General features: G+C 60.2%; 12 protein-coding genes. 5 read left to right on the top strand and 7 right to left on the bottom strand.

Annotation, left to right across the window (positions count from 1 at the left end; genetic code table 11):
* The first annotated feature begins 10 nt into the window (after positions 1-10).
* Complete coding sequence (locus PSH86_RS03830; protein ID WP_109753715.1) at positions 11-256, top strand: plasmid stabilization protein; 246 nt, start codon at positions 11-13, stop codon at positions 254-256.
* Entirely contained in the window at positions 253-675 is a 423-nt protein-coding gene (locus tag PSH86_RS03835; RefSeq protein ID WP_109753417.1) for a type II toxin-antitoxin system VapC family toxin, read from the top strand. The genes PSH86_RS03830 and PSH86_RS03835 overlap by 4 nt, the downstream gene beginning before the upstream one ends.
* 119 nt (positions 676-794) lie before the next feature.
* Here PSH86_RS03835 and PSH86_RS03840 read toward each other — a convergent pair whose 3' ends face one another.
* The 5 genes from PSH86_RS03840 to PSH86_RS03860 form a co-directional block, all read right to left on the bottom strand.
* Positions 795-3,608, bottom strand: a complete 2,814-nt coding sequence (locus tag PSH86_RS03840) for an RHS repeat-associated core domain-containing protein (RefSeq protein ID WP_305487963.1) — start codon at positions 3,606-3,608, stop codon at positions 795-797.
* The gene (locus PSH86_RS03845) at positions 3,605-8,089 is read right to left on the bottom strand and encodes a SpvB/TcaC N-terminal domain-containing protein (RefSeq protein WP_305487966.1); all 4,485 of its coding nucleotides are present in this window, start codon (positions 8,087-8,089) and stop codon (positions 3,605-3,607) included. Before PSH86_RS03845 ends, PSH86_RS03840 begins: the two co-directional genes overlap by 4 nt.
* The gene (locus PSH86_RS03850; RefSeq protein ID WP_305487969.1) at positions 8,086-12,624 is read right to left on the bottom strand and encodes a neuraminidase-like domain-containing protein; all 4,539 of its coding nucleotides are present in this window, start codon (positions 12,622-12,624) and stop codon (positions 8,086-8,088) included. The genes PSH86_RS03845 and PSH86_RS03850 overlap by 4 nt, the downstream gene beginning before the upstream one ends.
* A gap of 33 nt (positions 12,625-12,657) precedes the next feature.
* A complete protein-coding gene (locus PSH86_RS03855; RefSeq protein ID WP_305487972.1) occupies positions 12,658-15,198 on the bottom strand; it encodes a Tc toxin subunit A in 2,541 nt (846 codons plus the stop codon).
* A gap of 254 nt (positions 15,199-15,452) precedes the next feature.
* Entirely contained in the window at positions 15,453-17,372 is a 1,920-nt protein-coding gene (locus tag PSH86_RS03860) for a methyl-accepting chemotaxis protein (protein ID WP_232200541.1), read from the bottom strand.
* A gap of 307 nt (positions 17,373-17,679) precedes the next feature.
* Between PSH86_RS03860 and PSH86_RS03865 the strand changes: the two genes are divergently transcribed.
* Together PSH86_RS03865 and PSH86_RS03870 are read left to right on the top strand one after the other, a co-directional pair.
* Positions 17,680-18,351: a histidine phosphatase family protein gene (locus PSH86_RS03865; protein ID WP_370873732.1), complete on the top strand. Its 672-nt coding sequence runs from the start codon at positions 17,680-17,682 to the stop codon at positions 18,349-18,351.
* Positions 18,352-18,375: 24 nt separating this feature from the next.
* The gene (locus PSH86_RS03870) at positions 18,376-19,224 is read left to right on the top strand and encodes a phosphatase PAP2 family protein (protein WP_176688670.1); all 849 of its coding nucleotides are present in this window, start codon (positions 18,376-18,378) and stop codon (positions 19,222-19,224) included.
* A 150-nt stretch (positions 19,225-19,374) separates the two neighbouring features.
* Here the strand turns inward: PSH86_RS03870 and katG are convergent, their stop codons facing one another.
* The gene (gene katG / locus PSH86_RS03875) at positions 19,375-21,639 is read right to left on the bottom strand and encodes a catalase/peroxidase HPI (RefSeq protein ID WP_305487977.1); all 2,265 of its coding nucleotides are present in this window, start codon (positions 21,637-21,639) and stop codon (positions 19,375-19,377) included.
* A 370-nt stretch (positions 21,640-22,009) separates the two neighbouring features.
* On the opposite strand from katG, the gene PSH86_RS03880 reads away from it, so the two are divergent.
* Positions 22,010-22,600, top strand: coding sequence for a hypothetical protein (locus tag PSH86_RS03880; protein ID WP_305487980.1), 591 nt, complete (start codon positions 22,010-22,012; stop codon positions 22,598-22,600).
* A 50-nt stretch (positions 22,601-22,650) separates the two neighbouring features.
* On the opposite strand, the gene PSH86_RS03885 is transcribed toward PSH86_RS03880, so the two are convergent.
* Positions 22,651-24,165, bottom strand: coding sequence for an ABC transporter substrate-binding protein (locus PSH86_RS03885; RefSeq protein ID WP_176688668.1), 1,515 nt, complete (start codon positions 24,163-24,165; stop codon positions 22,651-22,653).
* Positions 24,166-24,182: the final 17 nt, after the last annotated feature.

Here is a 24,182-nt window from a genome sequence, read left to right on the forward strand (position 1 = left end):
AGGAGGCATCGTGGCCAGCATCACCATTCGAAACCTTGACGACCAGATCAAAGAACAACTGCGAATAGCCGCTGCCCATAATGGGCATTCGATGGAAGAAGAGGCTCGGTTGATCTTGGGAAAGGCATTGGCCTCTGTTAATCAAGCAGGAGGTCTTGGCAGCCGGATCCGCAACAGGTTCAGCGCAAGCGGCGGGGTTGAGCTCGATTTGCCTTCGCGGCAGGAGAAGGCGAAGGCGGCGGATCTTTCCGAATGATCGTGCTTGATACCAATGTCCTGTCAGAGTTCATGCGGTTTGAGCCCGATCCTAGAGTGTTGGCTTGGGTCGACGAGCTGCCGGCGATGGATCTTGCGATCACTGCGGTGACCGTGGCGGAAATTCTCCATGGCATTGCCCGACTCCCATCCGGTAAGCGTAAACAGAAATTTGAAGCCCATGCGATGGCGATGTTCGAAGAGGACTTTGTCGGGCGAATATTTCCGTTTGACGCCCATGCCGCCGTTGAGTACGCGACGCTGGTGGAGAACTGCGAAGCAAGGGGGCGGGCGATGTCGATGGCCGACGCGCAGATTGCTGCTATTTGCCGAGCCCACGGCACTTCGATTGCGACTCGAAATGTTCGGAATTTTGAGTTTTCCGGGGTCGAGATGATTAATCCTTGGCAGTCCGAGTAGCGAGTTTTATCTGATCATTCACGCGTTTCAGGTCATACCCTGAAATCCAGGGGATGATCGTCAATGCTCGGTTCATATACCTGATATGAACCGATCAAGTTCTGCATCAAGACTCCCACTCAAGACGCACTGCCAGAACGCCGGGGCCGATTTATTTCCGATACGTGAAAGTTGTACAACCCATAGTTTCTAGGGTTGCGACCAGTCGGGATGTTGACCTCCTCGGGGATAATGCCGCTGCAGTTGAAGCAGGCGATGAAAGGCTCCGGTTGCGTCACGCTGGTCAACTTTTCGGTGAACAGATGCGTATCCGAAAGTACCCTTTCAACTTGACCCGGGTAGAGCGCAACGACTGAGTTGAGCGCACGCACTTCTCCATGAGCCCCAGGCCCTCCGGTGCGCACCGGAATGATCCCGTTGGATTTCTCGATGTGCGTTGCAATGAGTTTCTGGGTGGGTTGCTGGAGTTCGTGGAGGGTCTCGAGCGTCCTGCTCAGCGTCGGTTCGAGTTTCAGCACCTCAGGATCTACCTCAAATTGGTGGACCGGATCGTTTTTCGTCGCGCTGTACCGTTCGGCCAGGTCCGTCAGGTATTCATCGGTATTGCCGATCTTGTAGCTTCCGAAATCCAGGTAGAACCTGTCGCTTTTGGCGGTACCGTCATAATCCTTGTCCACGCCGCGGTATCCCGCCGGGCCGGATTTGGGCCCGGCAAGGTTGTAGTACTCGTTGAGACCCACATCGTTGTTGCCCTTGCGATCCAGGACGACGCCGTAGGAGTGAACGACCAGGTCCTTGCGTTTCGTTTTGCTGAAGCTTGGGCTGGGGGCGGGTCCGGAACTGACGGCTGCTCGATGATCCCCGGCAGATTGGCGGGCCTTTTTTGCCGGTGGGGGCTGCATCATCGTCTGGGAGCGGGCGTGACCATCAGCTTTCATCCATTGGATGACGTCCTCTTTTCCCAGTCCTTGGTGGTCGACGAACCGCAGCGGATTGTTCCCCACCATGCAATACAGGTTCAACCCATCGATCGCCCCCGCCGGATCGGGGCTGATCCAGCGTTGCAGCCACGGCGCGTAATAGCGCTGCCCGTAGTAATACAGGCCACTGGCATCGCGCTCCTTGCCGGAGTAGCGCAGGGTCCGGTAATCGGCCTCCACGGCCGAACGGGACGCCGCCCAAGCGGTGGCCCCGTAAGGCAGGTAGCTTTCCTGGCTGATCAGGTTGCCCTGATCGTCCAGTTCCAATGAGCTTGAGCCCAGGTGGTCGCCGAAGCTGTAGCGCAGTGGGTTGGCGGCAATGGTGGCCGGTCGGCCTTGAGTCCAATGCAGATAACGCACATTGCAGCGCCCCGCCTGCAGGGTAATGACTTCCAGGCGTTCGTTATCCCGCGTGTGAATTTCAAGGCCAGGCAAATAACGCACGTCCCGGGTGTGGACCCTCGCCGCGCCCTGGGTTGTCTGGATCTTGCGTACGCGTTGGCCGCCGCTGTCGTAGTAATAGCGCTCGATGTCATCGGGCGCGTTTTCGCGCCGTACCAAAACCACGTTGTCGAGCAGATTGCGCAGGTTCCAGGTCAGCGCCTGGCCCGGGGAGAGCGCCTGCTGGTTGCCGTTGGCATCGAAGTCCACGGCTACGTCGGACGTAGACTGGCCTTTGTTCCAGGCACGCAGGCGATTGCTCGCGGCGGCCACCTCCAGTGTGCGGGTGTAGTGATTGCCGTCGCGACGATGGCGCAATTCGATCAGGTTGCCGCCAGCGTCGTACTCGTAGTGTTCGGTAAAATTGAACAACTGCCCGGGGTCGATGGGTAGTTTGCCGAGGGCTGGAAGGTCCGCGGGGCTGGTCAATCCAGCGGCCTCGCGCCCCGTCGCGCTGATCAATTGATGCAAACTGTCGTAAGTGAACGTGCTGCTGGCTTCGACCCGTTGGTTACTGCCGAACTGCACCGGTTGGGCCTTGTCCTCGAGGTGCGTCACGTTACCCACCGGGTCGCAGGTGTAGCGCAGATTCTGCAAGGTCATGGCAGCCAGCGATGTGCGCAGGGCGGTCAGTCTACCGTTGGCCGGATCGTACACGGCGTGGCTGACGACACCGTTGCCGGCCGTCTGGGACTCGATCTGGCCGGACGGGTTGTAGACGAGATCGCTCACGATGGATTTTTCGGTCGAGGTGTTTCTTATCAGCAGGCCCACGGACTTGAGCTGACCCGCGACATCGAACGAGTAGCGCTGCTGGTGCTGGGCGGCATCGGTCTGCTGGATACACTCGGCGAGTGCGTCGTAGCGCCAGCTTGTCGTGTAGCCGTCGCCCTTTTCCAGCAAGCGATCGCGGTCTTTCTCCTCCGCTGGCCAGTCCAGTCGGTCGGTGACGGTCAGCAGATGTCTGGTCTGGCTGAGGGGTTTGGCGCAAAGCGCATAGTCATGGATCAGCAGGGTACCGGCGCTGTCATCGTGACGGATCAACGCACCGCACCGATTGCGCACCGCGGACTTCGGCGAATTGTCGCCGTATTGCAGGCATTCGACCCTGCGCGGCACGTCGCCTGCCGCTTGTTCATGGACGGCCGTCATGCGCAGTTGCGTGTCGTAGGTGGTCTGCCAATAGCTGCCTCGCTGATCCCAGCAGTGCAATATCTGCCCGGCATCCCCTGGCAGGTACAGGCGCCACCCGGCATCGATACTGTCGAGCAACAGCGTCTTGCCGGACAGGCTGTAGACAGTCTGCAGATTGGCGCCCCCCGTAGCACTGGCAAACAGTCGGGGATCGCGTTGCGCCACCTGTCGTCCCGCCGCGTCATAGTCTTGCTGGGTCACGCGCGCCAGGGACTGTTCCTGGGCGTCGCGCCGGTAGTAAGCGACTTGCCGCACGGCCAGGCCCCGGCTGTCGAAGGCGTTGATCGAGGGCGTCTTGTGATGAAGGCGTGCGCTCATGCTTCACCTCCAACAGTGGCGGCGTGTTCGGACACGACTTCCTGCAGCGTGTCATTCTCGTCTTCGTCCACGGTGTACCAAGGATGGCGGGTGTGTCGCCGCATGTAGGAGACGCCGGCTTGCCTGACCAGGCGCGTGAGGGTGGGGCGTCCGAGGGCGTCGTAGAACTGCCGGTCGTAATGGCCGAATTGACGCAAGGACTCGTCGTTGATGCAGCGATGTTGATCGGCAAAGTAAGGGCGGTAGATGCGCACCGCCAAGCCTTTGCTGTTGTATTCCACCCGTTCACTGACACGCCAGCGCCTTGCGGCAATCTGCTCCTTGGGCGTTCCATCCGTCAGCGTCAGGTCGCCCCTGGCGTCGACGACGTAAGCCATGCCCGGTTCGACGAGTTGCTTGCTTTGCAGGGTTCGCCCGAAGCCATCGAAACAGGTGACGGCGATGCGGATTTGTTTTCGGTCGTCATCGGGGTAGCGGTCGGCGACCAGTGTGGCGATGTGCACCGGTTCACGCAGCGCGGCCTCAAGTTCGTTTTTCAGCTTGAGGTCATCGGCCGAGAGTGCCTGAAGCTCCGCCAGCCGGTTTCGAGCCGACGCGCAGATATGCCCGCCAGGAAGCAGGTCGCCGTTGTTCACGCAACGCGCCAGCCAGTCGGTGTCCGCCAGGGCCGCCGTGGATACGCAACCCATCCAGCTGAAGGGCGCGTAATAGAGCGCCGTGGCGGCGTCCTGCAGGGCGTCCCGGCTTTGGCTGATGGCCGCTGTCGGGCTGCTGAACGGTGGAGGTTTGAACTGCGCAAGCGGTTTGAAACCCCGTGGCCCGTGGTGCTCGTTGCCATAAAAGGAGGTGGCCAACACTTGGCCGAAAGCATCGAGCAGGCCTTCCTGCACATTGCCGTTGGGGTCGGTGACGCGCCGGGGCTGGAGTGAACGGTAATCATAGGTCGCCTCGGTGGCACAACCATCAGGCAGTTGGAACCGGGTGAGCACACAGTGACGGTTGTCGCGGCTGATCTCGATCACGCCATGGCTTTCGCTCGGCTGTAGGGTGCGGATTTTGTAGAACCCGTCCCACGGGGCATAGGTCGCGAAGCCGCTTTTGACTGACCAGAGGCGTACGGGGCGGCTGCTCGCCGGAAGAAAATCGACCATGCGGTGGTAGTGATTGCGTTCGAGCATTCTTCCCTTGGGGCGTGTTTCCTGGGGCAGCAAACGGAAGGCCTTGAGGGCGTTTTCGTCCAGCTCGGCCGTTTCCAGATGGTCGGCCAGGGCCTGGAAGTCCGCGACGCCATCCGCGAGGGTGGCTGGGCTCAAAGCGTCTTTGTAGCGCTGCACGGTCAGGCCGGTCAGCGTGCTCTGGTTCGTCCAGGTTATTTGCTTCACGCGTTCGCTGAAGGTTTCGAAGGTCATGTCCTGCGGCGCCAGCCCACCGGCTTCGGGAGCCTTGGGGCATCGCAACGCTTGGGTACGCTGGCGATAAGGCAGGCCCAACCGCCACGCCTGAGGCGCTTGCAGGTGGATGAATTCGGCCCGGGTTTCGTTCAGGTAGTAAAACTGCTGCGCCGGATCATGCGCATCGCGCCACCATCGTTGTTGGTCGACATCGCTGAACGGTGGGTTATCGTCGGCGGTTTTCCTGCGGGCGTAATGGATGTCCAGGCTGTGGGTGAGCGCGCCGTACTGGTCGTGTTGCAGGTTCAAGGTGTGCTGGCATTGCGGGTCATCGACGGTGCCTTCGTATTGATACGTGATGGATTCCAGCGGCAGCGGTAGCATCCGGGCGTAGGACCGATGGCTGTCGGGCGCTTGCAGCAGGCGTATGCGATAGCGGTGTTCCTGGACCGAGTACAGGGTCCGGGTTTTCCGGCGCCTGTCGACCCCGAATGTTTCGCTTCGCAGCACATGGCCACTCAACGCGCGGGCCATTTCAATGCGGGTGGCTGGGGTTGGCGCGGCCACGGGGATGTCGTGCCCGGCCTCGCCCTGGTATTGGCAAAGCAGCGCTTTGCCCAGCGCCACGGCTTGCGGGTCGTCGTTGTAGCCGATACGGGGCATGTCCACCGTTTTTCCGGTGTGGAACCAGGTCTTCTTCAGGCTGGGCATGGTGAAGCCCTGGGCGTCGGCATCGTCGGGGTTGGTTTCATTGTCGGTTTCCAGCAACAGGCCGAAGCCGCGAAACTCGCGCTCGACGCCGTCGTAGTAGCCTTGGCGATAGGCAAACTTGCGGGTCAGTCGATTGCCGGTGATTTCATCCTCCCGGGTCTGGCTCGAAACCAGATGCAGTGCCATGGGCACATGACAGACCGCAGGCGTGCCGGCCTTGGTATGGGCGGCTTTTTCATCCAGCCATTCCTGCGCCGAGCTGCGGTAGCTGATGGTTTCGCTGGCACCCATGTTGTTGTGTGTGCCAGTGAGCAGATACGGTTTCGACTCGACGAAATCGTAGCGCCAGTGTTGCGGTGTGATGTGCGGCACGCTCAGGATCAGGCTGGAGCAGCCGAGCCCCCGCAGGTCGGCGATGCTCACCTGGCATAAGTTGTCGCAACGCAGTCCGGGAGGCCAGGGCAGTGCGACCGCTGGGCGAAAACCCTGGCCGCAGCGGTTCATGAAGATCAGTGCCTGGTCTGCTTGCAGATAAATCAGGTCGACGGCGCCGGAGCCATCCAGATCCGCCAGGCGAATACGCGAGGCATCGAAGGTTTCGTAGGCAAGTCCGGGAAAGTCCAGCACGATGCCCTTGCCAAAACGCCCGTGGCCCAGGTTTGGCCAGCACGTCACTTCGTTGTGGCGAATGCGCACCAAGTGCTGCTGGCCGCTGCCCAGCACATCGCTGAACGCCACCAGTTCGCCGGGTGAGGCGTTGAATACCGCCAGGGCATCTTCATGCTCGTCGCGGGCGACTTCCAGCGGGGCGGCAAAACCGTGTTCCCGCTGGTTGACGTACAGGCGAACGCTGCGCGGGCCGATCAAGACCAGATCGCCGAGCCCTTCGCCCGTCAGGTCGGCCAACTGCCCTTGTGGGCTGAAAAACTCTGTTGGAAACGCGTTGAACGTGGCGAAATCCGCCCAGCTCCGATCGGCGCCGAGGGAGAAAAAACCGCTCAGCCCCGGTTGGGCAACGAGCCAGTCCAAACGACCATCACCGGTCAGGTCGTTCAATGACTGACGCATCGGTTTCCCATGGTCGGCAACCGGGATATGGGGCAGCTCCCGCCACGGGGCATAAGCCACTTTGTCGCTTTTGGCCTTGGCCCGCACGGGTTCGCGGTAAAGCCAACCTGCGTCGCTTTGATAGAGCACGCCCGGCAGGCCTTCGCCGTACAAATCCACCAGTTGATAACGGTGACCATCGTTGAGCCCCGGCAAGTCGTCAAAGCGTTGCCAGGCGCGGGCTTGCAACCGGGGCTTGAATTCGCTGTAGCTGAACTCGACGGGGGGCCGGCCGTCGACGGTTGTCCCATCGCCGAATGCCTGGTCATGGGCGGCGCTCAGTTGGTGCAAACCCAGGGATGTCTGGCGATAAGCGAGTAACAGGCGTCTCACCAGGATGGGGGCAGCCCCCAGTTCTTCGGGAAAACGGTGAAACATCAGGACCTGGCGGCACAGGCGTTCGGTGCGTAATTCAAAACCGTAGGCGAAGCTTGCAAAACCATCGCTACGGGTTGCCCACTGCTGGCCTTCATACGGCGGTTTCTGTTCGTAGGCTGTGGTCCGTTCACCGTAGTCGAACACCAATTCGAAGTGCCATTGCACGGGCGCGAGCCGGTCTGTTTTCCATAAGTACAGGTGTGGATCGGCTTTGAAATTGCCATAGCTCACCCGGCTCAAATAGCGTTGGGCCGTTGCGTCGGCCTTGTATTGGTAGAGGATGTGCTCGCCGTAAGGGTTCAGGCTCTCCTCCAGCAACCACTCGCCGACACGGCGCGTATCCAGGGAATCGGCTCGACGGGACGCAGGGTTCTTTCCGAACAGATGCAGGCTGCCATCGGCACCGTGCACCAGCCAGAAGCCCGGTTTGTCGTCGGGCGAGGACCAGTGTTCGATGCGGTCGAAGCGGCTTTCGATTCTGGGCAAATACCGGGTGACGGTGTAGGTCGTCCCCAGGTGCAGATCATTGTAGTGATCGATGCGGGTTGTGACGATGACGCCTTGCGCGTCGCGCTCGGGCAGCCAGACCACCCCGCTGGGGCCGATGATTTCGTCATCTTCGGTATAGGCCGGCACACCCTTGCCGGTGCGTCGCGCCACGCAGGGCAGCGACAGCCCCCAACCGATGCCGAACACACCGTTGCCGAGCGAGCTGGCATAGCTCAGGGACAAGGGCGGAGCAAAGCCGCGCCCCGGTGAAATCGGCAGGACAATTTCATAGGAGGCCGTACCGTGGGCGCCGATGGCGGCCCATCCTTTGCCGATATTTTGAATGGCGCCACCGCCCTTGGGCAGTGACGGCGCGGTGACAGGCAGGAGGGGTTGTTCAGTCATTGCGCACCTCCGCCGACCCTGGCCGTGTAGCTCACATGCACGATGACGTCAGTCAGTGAGTCAAGCAGGTCTTTTTGTGCTTCGGGGTTTGGGAAGGTCAACTGCCACGTGGAGATGGCGCCGGTGTGTTCGAAAGGCAGGTAGCGGTCATCATTGAAATTCAGCGTGAACAGGCCGTTGTCGTCGACGCCCGTAGACAGGGCAATCTGCTGGTTGGCGCGCAGGCTCTGCAGGGTTTTGCCCCGGTCACCCGGGGAGAGGAATACCTTGCTGGCGGTCTGGGTCAGCGTGGCTCGAACGTTTTCGTACGGGCCGACGAGGGCCGGCAAGGACACGCTGATGGTCTTGATCCGCCGCAGGTAATGTTGCTGATCCTTGTAGTCGTCTTCGAACAATTGCTGGGTCAGCTCGAATTCGTAGGTGCCTTTTTTCAAGTCGGCATGGATTTGCGGCCATTCCTTGTTGAGGGTACTGGTCGGGGTGTGGCGTTTGAGCTGGCGCAGCGACACTGTCTTGCGTATCTCCAGTTCCCGCTCGTGACGCCGCAGGTACTCGGCGTGCATCTTCAACAGGTTCATCTTCAACAGCTCGCCCGCGCCCAGTCCGCGATAGGTCGTATGCCAGGCACCGGGCTGGACGAAACGCGTGTCGAAGTCGGCAATTTCATACTGCCAACCGGCTTCGGCCGCCAGGCACAGCGCCAGTGTCGCGTCGTAGGCCTGGCGATAGAGCGCGGCAAATTGGCTGTTCAGCCATTGGTACAGTTGTGCCTTGGTAAAGCGCTTGCTGAGAAAATCGTAGTTGGCCTTGGCTTGGCTCAGGGTTGATTCGGCCAGACGCAGTTGCAGGCGAGTGGCGGCTTCCTGCTCGGCGAATTGCGTCAGTTGTGCGTCGATCTGGGCCAGTTCGAGCCGTGACTGATCGTAGGCGTGATGCCATTCATCCCGGCGACGATCGAATGTGGCCTGACGGTCGAGTTGGGCCGCTACCGTGCGGCTTATGATCGCGGCGCTATGGAAGGCTGCAGAAGATGCGAGCGCCGGGCCCTCCCAACGGCTGCCGCCATTGCTGAAGCCAAAAACGTTCGGAGCCATCATCAGCCCACCTGCCACGATTTGGCAGGTCATTGCCCCGGCTTCCAAGGTGCCGCTGGTCACGTAGAAGTAATTGGCTTTTGTCTCGACGGCACTGAGATCATCGTCCAGCAGTTTTTGGTAATGGGTGATGCGGTTTTGAACAATGGCCTGGCTGGCCAGCAGCGCCTGGCGGTTTTGACGGTCGACGTTCAGGGCCTGGCGTTGCAGGTCAACGGAGACTTTCGCCAGGTCCCAGGCCTGTTGTTGCTGCAGCTCCTGCAACTGGGCCTGTTCCTTGCGCTCGATCAACGACAGCAGCGTGGCGCCGAACTGGCTGATGCTTTCAACGGCGTTCTGAGCCTGACTGTGCATGACCGTGAAGCGATAGTTGGGAATGTGCACCGCCGGCAAGGGGGCCGTAGCACCGTCGCGGGTGTTCGGGGCGCTGATGCCGAGCACGGCGCGTGGGTCCAACGCAGCCGCGAATACCGGCAAATGCAACGGCTTGCCAGCCATGTCGAGGTTGTGCCGCAAGTTGTACAGGCGACTTTCGGCAACGTCCCAGCACTTGAGCAACTGCGGATTGAACGGCACGCGTAGATATGGGCTATCGATGGCCGCCAGGGTCCCTTGCGAAATGCCGTCTTGCATAAGTGATGGGGGGCTGGTGGCAGGCAGGGGCAGCAAGTTTTCAAAGGTGCGCAGGTCATCATTGTTCGTGTGGCTGAGGGCTCGAAGGCTGATAGCCGTCCAATGATCGACCGGTTGAACGGCCGGGCGTGGCCCCAACAAGTCCAGGGTCCGGACGTACCAAAGCTTTGCTTCGCTGAGGCTGTCCGGTGTCAGCTCGCGGTACGCGGCATCGCCTCGGTTGGTCAGGATGTCGAGGTAGAGGAAATACAGCGCCTTGCGAAAGTGCACCGGATGACTGAGGGCAATTTGATGCGGATCATGGGGCGCCTGGGCGGAATACGAAGGTGTGTCACCGTCGAGCAGAGGGACGCTTCTCCAGCATTCGGCTTTCCTGCGGCTCGGGTCGAAGACATAGTGCAACCAGCGTTCAGCGTCCTCATACCGATGCTCGGCGTTCAAGCGGTGGGCAACCAGCCATGGCAAGTAAAGAAACAGTTCGGTGAAGTAGCGGCCGTAAGGTCCGTGGAAGTCCATCCTGTTGTTTGGGGCGTCGGGCAGGGCGGGTTCCGGCAGTTGTTGAGTGGTCCGGTCGAACAGTTCGTCGAGGCTGTTTTCGGTTCGCCGGATCAGTTCTGCGGCAAATACGGTGTTCAATCGGATCGGTTGGCGCTTTTGGCTTTTGCTGTCGCTGTGCTTGATGGAGGAATTGGTGAAGTCGATGAATTGGGTGGTGCCCAGGTTGGATGTCGGTACGGCGCTAATACTCGGCTGTTCGAGGAACCTGGGCGTCAGGCTCAGTTTGAACGCTTTGAGCGCGAAGGAAATTATTTCATCCGGTTTGTCTGGGCGGGCCAGCGCAACACCATAAAATAACGTATCTCCGTCCCCATTAAGGTCTTCCGCCCGCAAGGGGTGCTCATGGCGACTGGGTAGCTGTTTCACCAGGGGGGATGCGGCGACAGGCTCCAGTTTGTCATACGTTAACGAGTCGGTTTCTATGCCGGCGGGTTGGCGCAAAATTACATATTTTCGGTAGAGCAGCTCTTCTTCATACGAGAAGGGAGTCCGGATATGACTGCGGCCGTGAGGCTCTTGTAACGCCACGGTAACCTTCCCTCGAGGGGCTCCGGTGAAGCGGTCGTTGTAGGTTTTGATCAAGTGGCGTACTGCCGCTACTGAGATCAGCTTTCCAGCCAGACTTTTTGTTGCTGAAGTCGTGAATCCAGGTGAATCCTCACTGTCCAGGACCACGTTGTTCAGGTCATCGAACGACAACTGGTAAGTCATATTGGTGGGGTCGACCAAAGTTATGGCGCTGATTTTGGAATTGTCACGAAGTTTTATGTAAGAAGAGGAGGGCAGGTGTTCGTCGACTGGAGGCAGCATGAGCTGAAGCCGTGGAAATACGATGCGAATTTCACTCACGGCAGGGGGGAGGTACGTATCGTCGGCATGGAAGGATAGTATGTGTGTCGAATCGACGGGTTTGTAAATTGCTCCGTTGAAATAGTCATCGAAATTCAAAAGGCTGTTAGTAATATTCTTGGGGCGCGGGATTGAAGCACCCTCGATTTCCAGAAAAGCCAATCTTGTTTGAAAGCGCTGGTCGTGAGGTTCGATGAGCGTCGTATCAAGGAGGGTGTGTTCCTTTTTTTTTGGTTTTTGTTCTTCCGCCTGTTCAATCGTCGTTGCACTGTCAGGCTTATGGGCAAGATTTTTGTCGATGTAGATTGTTCTGATGAAACTAAAGGTATTGGTCGACGCAGACCCCGAGCCGGCGTTGGGCTTTCGCGCACATAAGGCAAGATACAGTGAGTCTCGCGAGCCCTTGCGATGTTGCGCCGCAACGGTACCTATCAACGGCATGATCGTCTCCAGACCCTGACTGGCAAGCGCCTGATCCTCGCAATACCCTTGCAGGCCCAATCGCGGCGTACTCCAGATGCCATCCTGTTTTTTGAAGCAATAGCTCAAACGCAGCAGCGGATGACTCGCCCTTGGCGGCGAGGCGTCGTCGCTCGAGTGCGCGCTGGCGGCCGACTTATCCTGATGGATGCATTCGGCCCAGACCACGAACAGGCGGTTGTTGAACCAGACCGGACGGATCGAGTGTTCGACCGCGCTTTCGGGGATCGGTACGTCGGCTTTTTCCCAGTCCGACCAGGCATACGGATCCGGCTGATCCAGTTTGGTGGGGGACGATGAGGGACCGTCCAGTGGACGTTGCGCCATGTCCAGCGAGCGCCAGAAGTAAGTGTTTTCGGTACGGGATTTGGCGATGAGGTAGTAGGTGCTGTTGGCAAAGTCCTCGCCATCGATATAGCCGTTGAGAATCGTCAGGTTGGCCACTTCTTCGAATCGGGCCAGGTAGGCCAGGACCGCCGATTGAACCGCATGAGGTTCAATCCGATTCTGGCTGAGGGCGTTTTCCAGTTGCTGGAAGTTGTCGCTCTTGTTCGCCCTCAGGGTCGGGTCCAGATAGGTCGAGGGGAAATACAGCAGCTTTTGATGGGCGGCCCAGGTGGCGTACTGGTGCAGTTCATTGCGCCATGTCTGCCGGTGCTTGGCGCTAACGTCTTGCGGGTCGTAACCGGGCTCCATGTTCATCAGGATACGGTTGATGTATTGCTGCAGGCTGGCAATGGCACAGGCCACCTGCGTGGTAGGCACATCCTGGCTGATCAGTACGTCGAGCAACCAGTATTCATAGAGATCCTGGGCACTCTTGAGCGGCGTGGCATTGTCGGGTGCGACAGTGTTCAGGTAGAACGCCAGCAGCGCATCGCGCAGGCGTTCATCGAGCTGCTTTTTCAGGGCAACGGTCATATTCTGTCCTTGAATGTTGAAGTGGGTGTCCGCTCAATGGCAGGCGGCGATCAGCGCATCACCCACGGTTTGCCAATCCGATGTGGGGCTTCGGGTATTCAGTGCGGTCGCCTTGATCAGCAGGTTCGCCGACAGTCCCGTGCTCTGGCAGCAGGCCTGGCAACGGATGACCCAATCCACGGTTCCCATTGAGTCTTGCCCTGTTAGCAGTTGCGCCCGCAGGAAACTCACCTCTTCGACGCTCCAATCCAACAGCTTGGCCAGCAGGCGATTGGCTTCTTCTTTCGATTGAGGCGTGCCCTGATTGGCCACTTGCAGGTAGTGCAACAGGTTCTCTTCCGACTGGGCCTGATGGCGGGCGCAATGACTGAAGCATTCGAGCAGATACAGCATCTGGGGCGTCAATGTTCGGGGTGGTTGCGAGGCCAGCCATGTCGGGTTTTCCAGCAGGACCTTCAGCGTGCTGCTGCTCAGGTGCAGATGTTGGCAAGCCTCGGCAGTGCGCAATACCGTCGCCAGCAACCGGGGCATTTCCCCCGGGGCCGCCTCGATGGCCGCGACGACCGCCGTTGCATCGGTGCCGGCCATCTGCAAGACGCAAGGGACGTATTCGGCAGGCAGGTCCGCAATGTCATGCAGCAGCACCTCCACCCGATGCTGAGGGTCGTGGGTGGTGTGGATGTCCGTCTGGAATTTCTCCAATCGCTTTGCCAGGTTGTGATTCAGCGGCCCGTCATTGCTGCTTGCTTCGAACAGGCGACACCATTGCAGCACGTCCCGATCGTTTTGCCTGAGCCAGTCGACAGCCCAGTCCATTGCCATCAGCACATCGAGAATGTCGAGCTCTGCGGAGCCGGCGGTTCTCAGCTCCCCTGTCACCAACGCCTTGCAAAAATCCTCTCCGCCGAGCGACCGGGCCAGCTCGATGCATTCAAGAGGGGAGAGTTTGAACATCCGGGCGATACGGGCCTGGCGATAGAGAGCCGAAACCGTGGGCAGGTCGTACCCCTGCGACAAATGCTGGCTGGCTTGCCTGGCCAGCAGCAACAGTGAATCTGGCGCAACGGGAAGCCCAAGGCCGGCACTGAGGTAACTGAAAGTCCGCTCGTCCGTAGCGGTCAGGTTCCCCTTTTGAGTGCTCCAGTCGGGACCTTTGAGCAGTCGGGTGCGATTGAACACTTGATCGAACAGTGGCACTCGATCACCGCACGCATGGATGGGCATGTCGTGCAGCAATGAAGCGAATTCTTCAGGGGCGATGCCATGGCGCTGGTTCAGGTACCGATAGACGCCCAGGGCGCGCAAGGTGTTGGCACTGAACGTCTCGACCCTCTCCGAGCGCTGGGCATTGGTGATCAACGTGTCCAGTTCGGCAACGGGAATACCGGTCCAGCGATGCAGGCGGATCATTCGTTGCAAACGGTCGATTCGCTCAGGGGCGTCGTTGGCAAAGACCTTCCGGTTCCCTTGGGTTTCGATCGCCAGGGCCGGGATCGCCCCGCCGCCGTTGATGTAGCCCGCGCCGTAACGGTTCAGGGAAGAAGCGGGGCTGTTGATTGACGTTCGTGGGCTGTATTTGCCTTGTGCCAGCAACTGCTCGACCTGTTCCGTGGTGAGCCCGGTGCGCGCCATGAAGAACTCGAGCTCACTCAGGCTCAAGAGGTCCTCGGTGCCGTAGCTCTTTTTCAGCGTGGCGAGGTTGCCTTGTGAGGCGGTCGGCGCGATGAGCAGCGCCTGTTGCGCCGGACTCAGCCCGGACAGAAGCTTTTGCGCCTCTTCAGGATTGACGGATATCTGTCCGTAATGTTTCCGGCCCTCTGAAAACGGCAGGTTCAGGCTGACCCGATAATTCAGTTCGCCCAGCGCCGGCTTGCCCGTGCCCAACCCGAGCACGCATTGATGATGGTGCAGATCGTAGGGCAGCGAGAAAGGGAAATGTGCGCTGGCGAGTACCTGGCGCACGGTCTTTTTTTCACCGGTTTTGACCAGGTGCGCCTTGATGTTCCTGCGCAGGGTGTCGTTGATGATGTCGAGCATCGGACGGGTAACGAAGGCACTCTGCCGATCGAGCGCGAGTGTCTCGAGGTCCGGGCGCCGTTGCGCCAAGGTGACTCTGCTGGCGTGCGGTGACAGGTTTTCCAGCTCCCCGGCAAACAGATACAGCGCCCGCAGATACGCTACGGGCGAGTCGATTGCGGCGATATCACCCTCATTGCAGAACAGCTCCCAATTCTCTTCGAACAGCGCTTGATAGCCGGTGGGCACTGACGTTGAGCCTGCCTTCAGGCTGTGCTTGATACGTGACTTGTTGGCGCCGGACGATATTTGATGTTCCTGGTACAAGCGACTGATTTGCCGGGCATGGCTCGAAGCATTGTCGTAGGCCTGTTCACCGTCCGCGTCGCTATGCCTGGCGAGTTTCTCGGTGAACTGCGTCTTGCTCATGCGCACAATGTCGAATACCGACGTCACCCCCATTCGTAGCATGGCGGTTTTCAGTTCGGCTTTTGTGGCGTCCTCACCGTCTGGGGAGGTAACGAGCCTTTTCAACAGCGAGTCGTTGCTTACGTCCATGTGTTGTCATCTCCTGTTCGAGCGCAATGTGCTTGTTCAAGCGAAAACCGTACAGGAGCGTGCAGAGAAAGGCGGTAGGACTGGGGGCGGGGGATTTGTACGAAAGAGCGATTCGTGGGCTGCGCTGATGCAAATCCTGTGGGAGAGGGCTTGCTCGCGAAGGTGGTGGGTCAGTCAACTTCAATGCTGGCTGATCCGGCGCCTTCGCGAGCAAGCTCGCTCCCACAGTAGGTCATGCAAAATTGCGTCGGACGTTAGACGCGGAAGTGGCTCACCATCATCTGCAACTGATTACCCAGCCGCGCCAGTTCGACGCTGGACGCAGCGGTTTCTTCGCTGGCGGCGGCGGTCTGTTCGGACACGTCGCGCACGTTGATGATGCTGCGGCTGATCTCCTCGGCCACGGCGCTTTGCTGCTCGGCGGCGGCCGCGATCTGCTGGTTCATCGACTGGATGTTCGACACCGTGCGGGTGATGTTTTCCAGTGACGCGCCGGCCTTGCGGGTCAGGGCCACGCTGCTGTCGGTGAGGCTGCGGCTGTTGTTCATCACGGCGGCCACTTGTTGGGTGCCGTTCTGCAACCCGGCCACCAGTCCTTCGATTTCTTCGGTGGATTTCTGCGTGCGTTGGGCCAGGCCACGGACCTCGTCGGCCACCACGGCGAAACCACGCCCGGCTTCACCGGCGCGGGCCGCTTCGATGGCGGCGTTGAGAGCCAATAGGTTGGTCTGCTCGGCCACGGCCTTGATCACGTCCATGACGCTGCCGATCTTGTCGCTTTCCTGTTGCAGCACGGTCATGGCGTCGGTGGAGCGAACCACTTCGCTGGCCAGGCGTTCGATCTGGGCGATGGCTTCGCTGACCACTTGGTCGCCGGCACGGGCTTCGCCGTCGGCGGCGGCCGCGGCCTGGGAGGCCTCTTCGGCGTTGCGGGCCACTTCCTGGACCGTGGCGGTCATCTCGTGCATGGCGGTCGCAACCTGGTCGGTCTCGACTTTCTGGTTGTTGACCCCGGCGCTGGTCTGCTCGGTCACGGCGGACAGTTCTTCGGCGGCGCTGGCGATCTGGGTCACGCCATCGCGGATGCCGCTGATCAGGTCGCGCAGCGTCACGCCCATGCGCGCGATGCCTTGTTGCAGCACGCCCAGTTCATCGCGGCGGGTGACGATGACCGTGTGCGACAGGTCGCCGCTGGCGATGCGTTCGACCACGGCCAGGGTTTCGCGCAGCGGACGGGTAATCTGGCGCGTGATGATCACGGCCGCAATGATCCCCACCAGCAACGCCAGCAGGGTGCTGACCAGTTGCAGGGTGCGCGCCTGGGCGCTTTCGGCGTCACGGCGGTCGAGTTGGATCTGGTACAGCTGCTCGCTCAAGGTCACGATGGTCGCGCCCTGGTCGGTCATTTCCTTGCGCGCCTGCACCACATCGGCAGTGGCTAGCTTGAAGGCCTGCACGGCGCTGCGGTATTGGGTCAGGGCGTTTTCCAGTTGGCGCAGTTCATCCTGGCGGGTGCTGGAGAAGTGTTCGTTCAGCGGCTTGAGCGAAGCGATGGCGGCGTCCAGTTGGGCGACGGCCTTGCGTTCGGTATCGGCGTTGCTGTTGGCGGTGTAGCCGCGCACTTCATAGCGGGCCAGCATGAAGGCTTGCTTGGCCTGGGTGATGGCCTGGAACTGCGCGAAACGCTCATCGCTGAGGGCCATCTGCCGTACGTCGGCGTCGATGGTCTCGATCAGCTTGTAGGCGATGTCGGCGTTCGTGCCCATGGTGTCGCGGGCGGTGTTGCCAGTGCGGTAGGCGCTGCGCATTTTGTTCAGGGACACCTGATAGGCGCCGATGACCGCGCTCTGCTCCTTGAGCAGCTTGACGTTTTCCGGGCTCTTGAAGCTGCTGAGCAGGGCGTTCTGTTGCGCCACGAAACCATCGAGGGTGGTCTGCACATTTTGTGCGGCGGTCTCGTCACCGTTGGTCAGCATGTATTGCAGACGCGTGACACGCAGTTTGGTCAGGCCGGCGTTGAGCTGGGTGATGTCGCTCATCCAGTTGCTGCGATTGATCAGCCCGTCCAGGCTCGTCCAGCCGGTCAGGGCCAGCAGGCAGGTCAATACCAGCACCAGGCCGAAGCCCAGACCCAATTTCATGTTGACGCTAATGTTGCCAAACCAGCTGTTCATCAATTCCTCCAGGAACGTTGTGCTGCTTATCGTCGGTACGCTGGAAGATTGTTGTTGTTAAGAGCCAGCAAGAGCATGTAGCAGGGCTATATCGGCGGCGGGTTCAAGATCTGTAAGTTTTTTTCCGGGTATCTGTGGGAGCAAGGCTTGCCCGCGATAAAGGCGATGCGGTCTTTCAGGGCATCGAGGTGCCTGCTTCGCGTTCACCCCAAGCTTTTTTTCACATCGGTTTCACTGCCTGCCCACGTCGGCCTCTCTACTGTCGCGCCATCGAATGACTGGGTGGATGCCGTCGGGGCGGCTTGATGTGGAACTGAGACTGAGCCTTTTCGGCCTGACGCGTTCGATCGATACGCGCCGGTTTGCCCGTTACCGAAACGCCGTAGTCGTGCTGGCGTCGGCGCTGCTGGTCATCCCGTTGACCCTCTGGCTGCTCAGCCCGGCGGCGGTGCCGGACCTGGCCCATGGCAACATCGCTGGCGCCCGGGCCTTGGCCGATGGCTGGGCCAAGGGCGAGATGATTGTGCTGGTGCGCCATGTCGAACGCTGCGATCACTCCAAGGCTGCGTGCCTGAACGATCGCGAAGGCATCACTGACCGGGCCCGCGCCGTCGCGGTGGGCCTCGGTGCCCGCTTCGAACAACTGGGCCTGGACAACGCCGACCTCTACAACAGCCCGTTGGTGCGTGCGACCCAGACGGCGGGGTACATGTTCAACAAGGTGAGCAGCGGTGACGATTGGCTGATCAATTGCCGGCATGACCTGCTGCGCAATGCCCTGGCCCATAAAGTGGTCGGGCGCAACCTGATCCTGGTCACCCACAGCGAATGCATGCAAGCGATGGAAACCGCGCTCCAGCGCCCGACCTCGGCGTTTGGCTATGGGGCTTCGTTGTTCGTTTCCACCGCCCAGCCACAAGCGCCACGGCTGCTTGGCTTTATCGAAGCGTCTGACTGGCGTTCGATGACTTTTCCGTAACTTTTCCCACGATTAGGACCGCCCATGCTGACGTCTGCTCGCGCCCGTTTCTACGGATTCAACCTCGGAATTCCGCTGGTCTGTGCGGCCGTGGTGTTCTTGCTGTTCGACATGACCCGCATCGACATCGCCATCAGCAATCTTTTCTACGATCCGCTGCACCAAGTGTTTCCGTTGGAACACGTGCGGCTATTCGAGCAAATCACCCACAAATGGGCGCGGGTCATTCCGAACTGGACCGGCGAGGCGGCCATCGTCGGTGCGCTGTTGTCGTTTTTCTGGCCGGTCTTCAAACCGCAAAAGCGCCCTGGGCTGCTTCGCCTGCTGGATAGGACCCGACTGAGCAAGCCTCTACGTTTTGCCCACGAGCACCGTCGCGATTTTCTCTACGTGGTCTTCGCTTTTTCCCTCAGCACCGGGGTGATCCATTACCTCAAGGGCCATACCAGCGTGTATTGCCCGGTGGAAACCACCCAGTACGCTGGCAAGATCGAGCACAAGGAATGGTTCCAGAATTTCGACCTGCTGAATGTCGCCGGTGACGGTCGTTGCTGGCCCGGCGGTCATGCCTCCGGCGGGTTCACGATGCTGGCGCTGTATTTCGTCGCCCGCCGCTACCGCTGGCGTCATTCCAAAGCCTTGATGCATGGGGCGCTGGCCTTGGGGTTTGTCTATGGCACCACGCGAGTCCTGCAGGGCTGGCACTACATGTCCCATACATTCTGGGCGGGGATTTTCGTCTGGTTGAGCTGTTGGCTGATGGCGCTGCTGTTTTATGGGCGAGCGGCCCTGGAACAACCGGTGTCGAAACCAGCGCAAGAGACGCTGGCGCCCGTTTTGCCTGCGTTGGGCAACGCACGTTCATCAACCTGAATGCCGGGCAAAAAAAAGCCCGCTGGGAGAGCGGGCTAAAACCTTAGTTTCTTGAATGAGCGAGGCGACTGTACCCAATCACGCGGGGGCGTGGGGTGAAGAAAAGTTCATGAGGTCGCTTCCTTGCCAGACCTCATGCCTGGATTCTTCTCACCTGAGATCAAACCGATCCAGGTTCATCACCTTGACCCACGCCGCGATGAAGTCGTTGACGAACTGCTCCTTCGCATCCGCGCTGGCATAGACTTCGGCCAAGGCCCGGAGCTGGGCGTTGGAGCCGAAGACCAGGTCGACGCGGGTGCCGGTCCATTTGACCTGGCCGGTCTTGCGGTCACGGACTTCGAAGGTTTCCTGGGTGTCGGAGAGCGGTTTCCATTCCACGCCCATGTCGAGCAGGTTGACGAAGAAGTCATTGGTCAATGCCCCGGGCCGTTGAGTAAAGACACCGTGCGCCGAGTGGCCGACGTTGGTATCCAGTACCCGCAGACCGCCAATCAACGCCGTCATTTGCGGTGCGCTGAGGGTCAGCAATTGTGCCTTGTCGATTAATAGTGCTTCGGCGGACACGCGGTACCGGCCCTTGAGGTAGTTGCGAAAGCCATCGGCGATGGGCTCGAGAAAACCGAACGACTCGACATCCGTCTGCTCCTGGCTCGCGTCCATGCGCCCCGGCGAGAACGGTACCGTCACGTTGACCCCGGCATTTTTCGCCGCCTGTTCGATGCCGGCACTGCCGCCCAGCACGATCAGGTCCGCCAGGGAGATTTTCTTGCCTCCGGACTGGGCACTGTTGAACTCGTTCCGGACCTTTTCCAGGGTCGCCAGCACTTGAGCCAGTTGGTCCGGCTGGTTGGCCGGCCAGTCCTTCTGCGGGGCCAGGCGCAGGCGGCCGCCGTTGGCACCGCCGCGCTTGTCGGAACCGCGGAAGGTGGATGCCGCAGCCCACGCAGTGGACACCAGCTGTGAAACCGACAGGCCCGAGGCCAACAGCTTGCCCTTGAGGGCGGCGATGTCGCTGTCGTTGACTAGGGCATGGTCGACCGCCGGGATAGGGTCTTGCCACAGCAGCTCTTCGTTGGGCAGTTCCGGGCCCAGATAGCGCGAGAGTGGACCCATGTCGCGGTGGATCAGCTTGAACCAGGCGCGTGCGAAGGCGTCGGCCAATTGGTCCGGATTCTCCAGGAAGCGCCGCGAGATCTTCTCGTAGATCGGGTCGAAGCGCAGCGCCAGGTCGGTGGTCAGCATCGTCGGGTTGCGCCGTTTGGCCGGGTCATGGGCATCGGGGATGATGCCCGCGCCGGCGCCGTTTTTCGGTGTCCACTGGTGCGCACCGGCCGGGCTCTTGGTCAGTTCCCACTCAAAGCCAAACAGGTTCTCCAGATAGTTGTTGCTCCAGCGGGTGGGCGTGGTGGTCCAGGTGACTTCCAGGCCACTGGTGATGGTGTCGGGCCCCTTGCCGGTGCCGAAGGTGCTCTTCCAGCCCAAGCCTTGCAGCTCCAGGCCAGCGGCTTCGGGCTCGGCACCGACATTGTCGGCGGGGCCGGCGCCGTGGGTCTTGCCGAAGGCGTGGCCCCCAGCGATCAATGCTACGGTTTCTTCGTCGTTCATCGCCATGCGGCCGAAGGTTTCGCGGATATCCAGCCCGGCGGCAACCGGGTCCGGCTGGCCCTCGGGGCCTTCCGGGTTGACGTAGATCAGCCCCATCTGCACGGCGGCCAGCGGGTTCTCCAGGTTGCGCCCCAGGTCGGTACGGCTTTCTTCATTGCCAGGTTCGGCCACCAATTGGCCTTCGCCGGGCTCCTGCATGGCGGCTTTGTCGGGCTTGCCGTAGCGGACATCGCCCCCCAGCCATTTGTTTTCGGACCCCCAATAGACATCTTCATCCGGTTCCCAGACGTCCGGACGACCACCGGAAAAACCGAAGGTCTTGAAGCCCATGGACTCCAGCGCGACGTTACCGGTAAGGACGATCAGGTCGGCCCAGGAAATGTTGCGGCCATACTTCTGCTTGATCGGCCACAGCAGCCGACGGGCCTTGTCGAGGCTGACGTTGTCGGGCCAGCTGTTGAGCGGGGCAAACCGCTGCTGGCCGGAGCCTGCGCCACCGCGCCCGTCACCGGTGCGATAGGTGCCGGCACTGTGCCAGGCCATGCGGACAAAGAGCGGTCCATAGTGGCCGAAATCCGCCGGCCACCAGTCCTGGGAGTCGGTCATCAGCGCCCGCAGATCTTCCTTCAGGGCTTGAAAATCCAGGCTTTTGAAGGCTTGGGTGTAGTTGAAGTCCTCGCCCATGGGGTCGGACAGCGAGGAGTGCTGGTGCAGGATCTTCAGATTCAGTTGGTTCGGCCACCAGTCACGGTTCGTTGTGCCACCGCCAGCGGCGTGATTGAACGGACATTTCGATTCATTTGCCATGAGAAGCTACCTTTGGTCGTATTCATCCAGCTATCCAGCCCGGCCGGGACCCGAATAGCGACAGGCGAAATAAATGACACAGGGCGCAGGGCTCACAGTTCGCTCAACTGATCGTCATGACCACGCGGCAACGCGAGAGAGCGGTCTAGCTGCCAGTACGGTGGCCCACGGCAAGCCCGGTACGTTCTGAACGCTTCGTATCTCTTTGTCAGGTTTCACGGGCCGGATTACACCAGCCTGAATTCAGGCTAGTCCCGCTTTGGCAGATAGCTAATAGGCGCAGTATTAACGGTCGATAGGGATAATCTTTTATCGAGGCCCAACGGCGAGGCAGATGATATGAATGGCGCCTGCCGTGACGGACCCAATAATGAACAAATGCCCGCGCAGCACGGCCTTCCACGAAGCGGGGCATGCCCTGGCCTTTTGGTGGAACGGTCAACCGATAAAACGCATCACTGTGCGTACCAAGGTCGAGGCCTGCACGGGGCCCCTGTTCGACTTGCGCGGCAACCCGCAATACGCAGAAGGATTGGTTGAAGCGGACTACCTTGTCCCACGCCCGGCCTTCGACGCGCCGGGGATCGCTGAATACCTGCCCTCGATGGTCGATGCCATTGAGCGTGACCTGCTCCATTGCTTCGCGGGGCCCGTGGCCGAAGCGGTCTACCGGCACCGCAGGTCCGACCGGCTGATCAGGGGCAGCGGTCGAGGGGACCTTGACCGTGGGCAGGAATTGATCAGCCTGCTGCCACCGCGCAAGCTGCTCGACGCCCAAGCGCTGGCCATCGCCCGTTGCCGCCGCTTGATGCACCGATACTGGCCCGCCGTGTGTGCGGTGGCGGATCTTCTGCAGGCGCGCGGCATGGTCGAAGGCAACGTCGTGACGGCCCTGTTGTGCGAGATGACCGGGGAGCGACCGATGTCGCTTGGCCATCAAGTGGCAAGCCTCGACTCGTAATCAAGGCGTTGCCACTGGCCCTATCCGACTCGGATGAAAGCCACTGCTCGCTAGCGCTTCACCGTTTCCTCAAGAGAGAAGCGCCCCAGTGGGTTTTGTTGGAAGTGCTCGATGTTCTTGCGCGAAATATTGATGTACGGGCTGTAGTAGAGATCGATCCAGTTGACGTCCTGCTTGGCGATCGCCTGAAGGTCGGTATACATCTGCTTGCGCTTGGTCGGGTCTACTTCTACCCGCGCGGCCGCGACCAGATCCTTGACCTTGTCGTTCTTGTAGCGGGTCATGTAATTCATGTTGGTGTCATGTCCCAGCACGAAGGTGGTCTTCTGGTCCGGGTCGAGGATGTCGTTGGTCCAGTACATCACGGACAGATCGTAATCGCCGTCGATCAGCATTTGCCAACTCTGGGTTGGGTCGACCTTCTGCAACGTGGCTGTCACGCCGACCGCTGCGAGCTGTTGCTGGACCAGCACGGCGATCTGCTCGTCGGCTTCATTGCCCGCATTGACCACATAGTTGAGCTTCAGGCCTGAGGCGCCTGCATCCGCCAGCATTTTCCTGGCTTTTTCCGGGTCGTACGGGCGCTGCAGATTATCGGCATTGTGATAAAGCGCTCCTTTAGGAATGTAGGAATAAGCCACCTGGCCATGGCCGAACGTCACGGTATCGACCAGGGATTTCTTGTTGATCGCAAGGTCCAGGGCCTGACGTACTTCAGGCTTGCCCAGCAGTCCGTGCTCATGGTTGATCAGCAGATGATCCTCACGGGTGGAGGGATCCATGTGTACGACCAGGTTGGGATCTTTCTTCAGGGTTTCGACGCGCGAGAAGGGCACGAAGATCGCCGAATCCAGTTCACCGGCCTGTACCTTCAACATCCGCGTATTGTCATCCGGGATGGAGATCCATTCCACGCCATCCAGGCTCACCTTGTCGGCCTGCCAGAAGTTGGGGTTCTTCTCCAGCACTACGCGATCACCGCGTAGCCACTCCTTGACGATAAAGGCACCAGAGGCAACGGGGTCCTGGGCGTAGGCTTCCTCACCCATTTTTTCCATGGCCTTTTGCGACAGGATGGAGACGTTGGGCAACGCCAACTGCGCGAGGAAGGGCACTGAAGGGCTCGTGAGTGTCACCACCAGTGTCTGCGGGTCGGGTGCTTGGGCCTTGTCGATAATCTTGTAGGAGTCGCTCCACAGCGACCCTTTGTTGTCGCGAATGCGCAACAGACTGAACGCTGCATCGCTGGCGGTAATCGGTGAGCCGTCGGAGAACTTGGCCGAGCGAAGTTTGAAGGTATAGGTCAGGCCGTCGTCGGAAACGTGCCAGCTTTCGGCCAGCCCCGGTACCAGTTTGGTGCCGGTGTTGTCGACGCGCACCAATACGTCGTAAACATTGGAGAACACCCAGTTGTCACGGTTCTGCGCGCTTTTGATCGGGTCGAACGTCGTACTTTCTTCACGGCAACCGATGGTCAGCACGCCTGCTGCCTGGGCGACACCGGCGGCCAATGTACAAACGGTCAACGTCGCGGCGGTCAGCAACTTCAAATGTTTCGATCGCATGGTCAACTCCCTATTGA

This window comes from Pseudomonas sp. FP2300 (genome assembly GCF_030687595.1).
Lineage (GTDB): Bacteria > Pseudomonadota > Gammaproteobacteria > Pseudomonadales > Pseudomonadaceae > Aquipseudomonas > Aquipseudomonas bijieensis.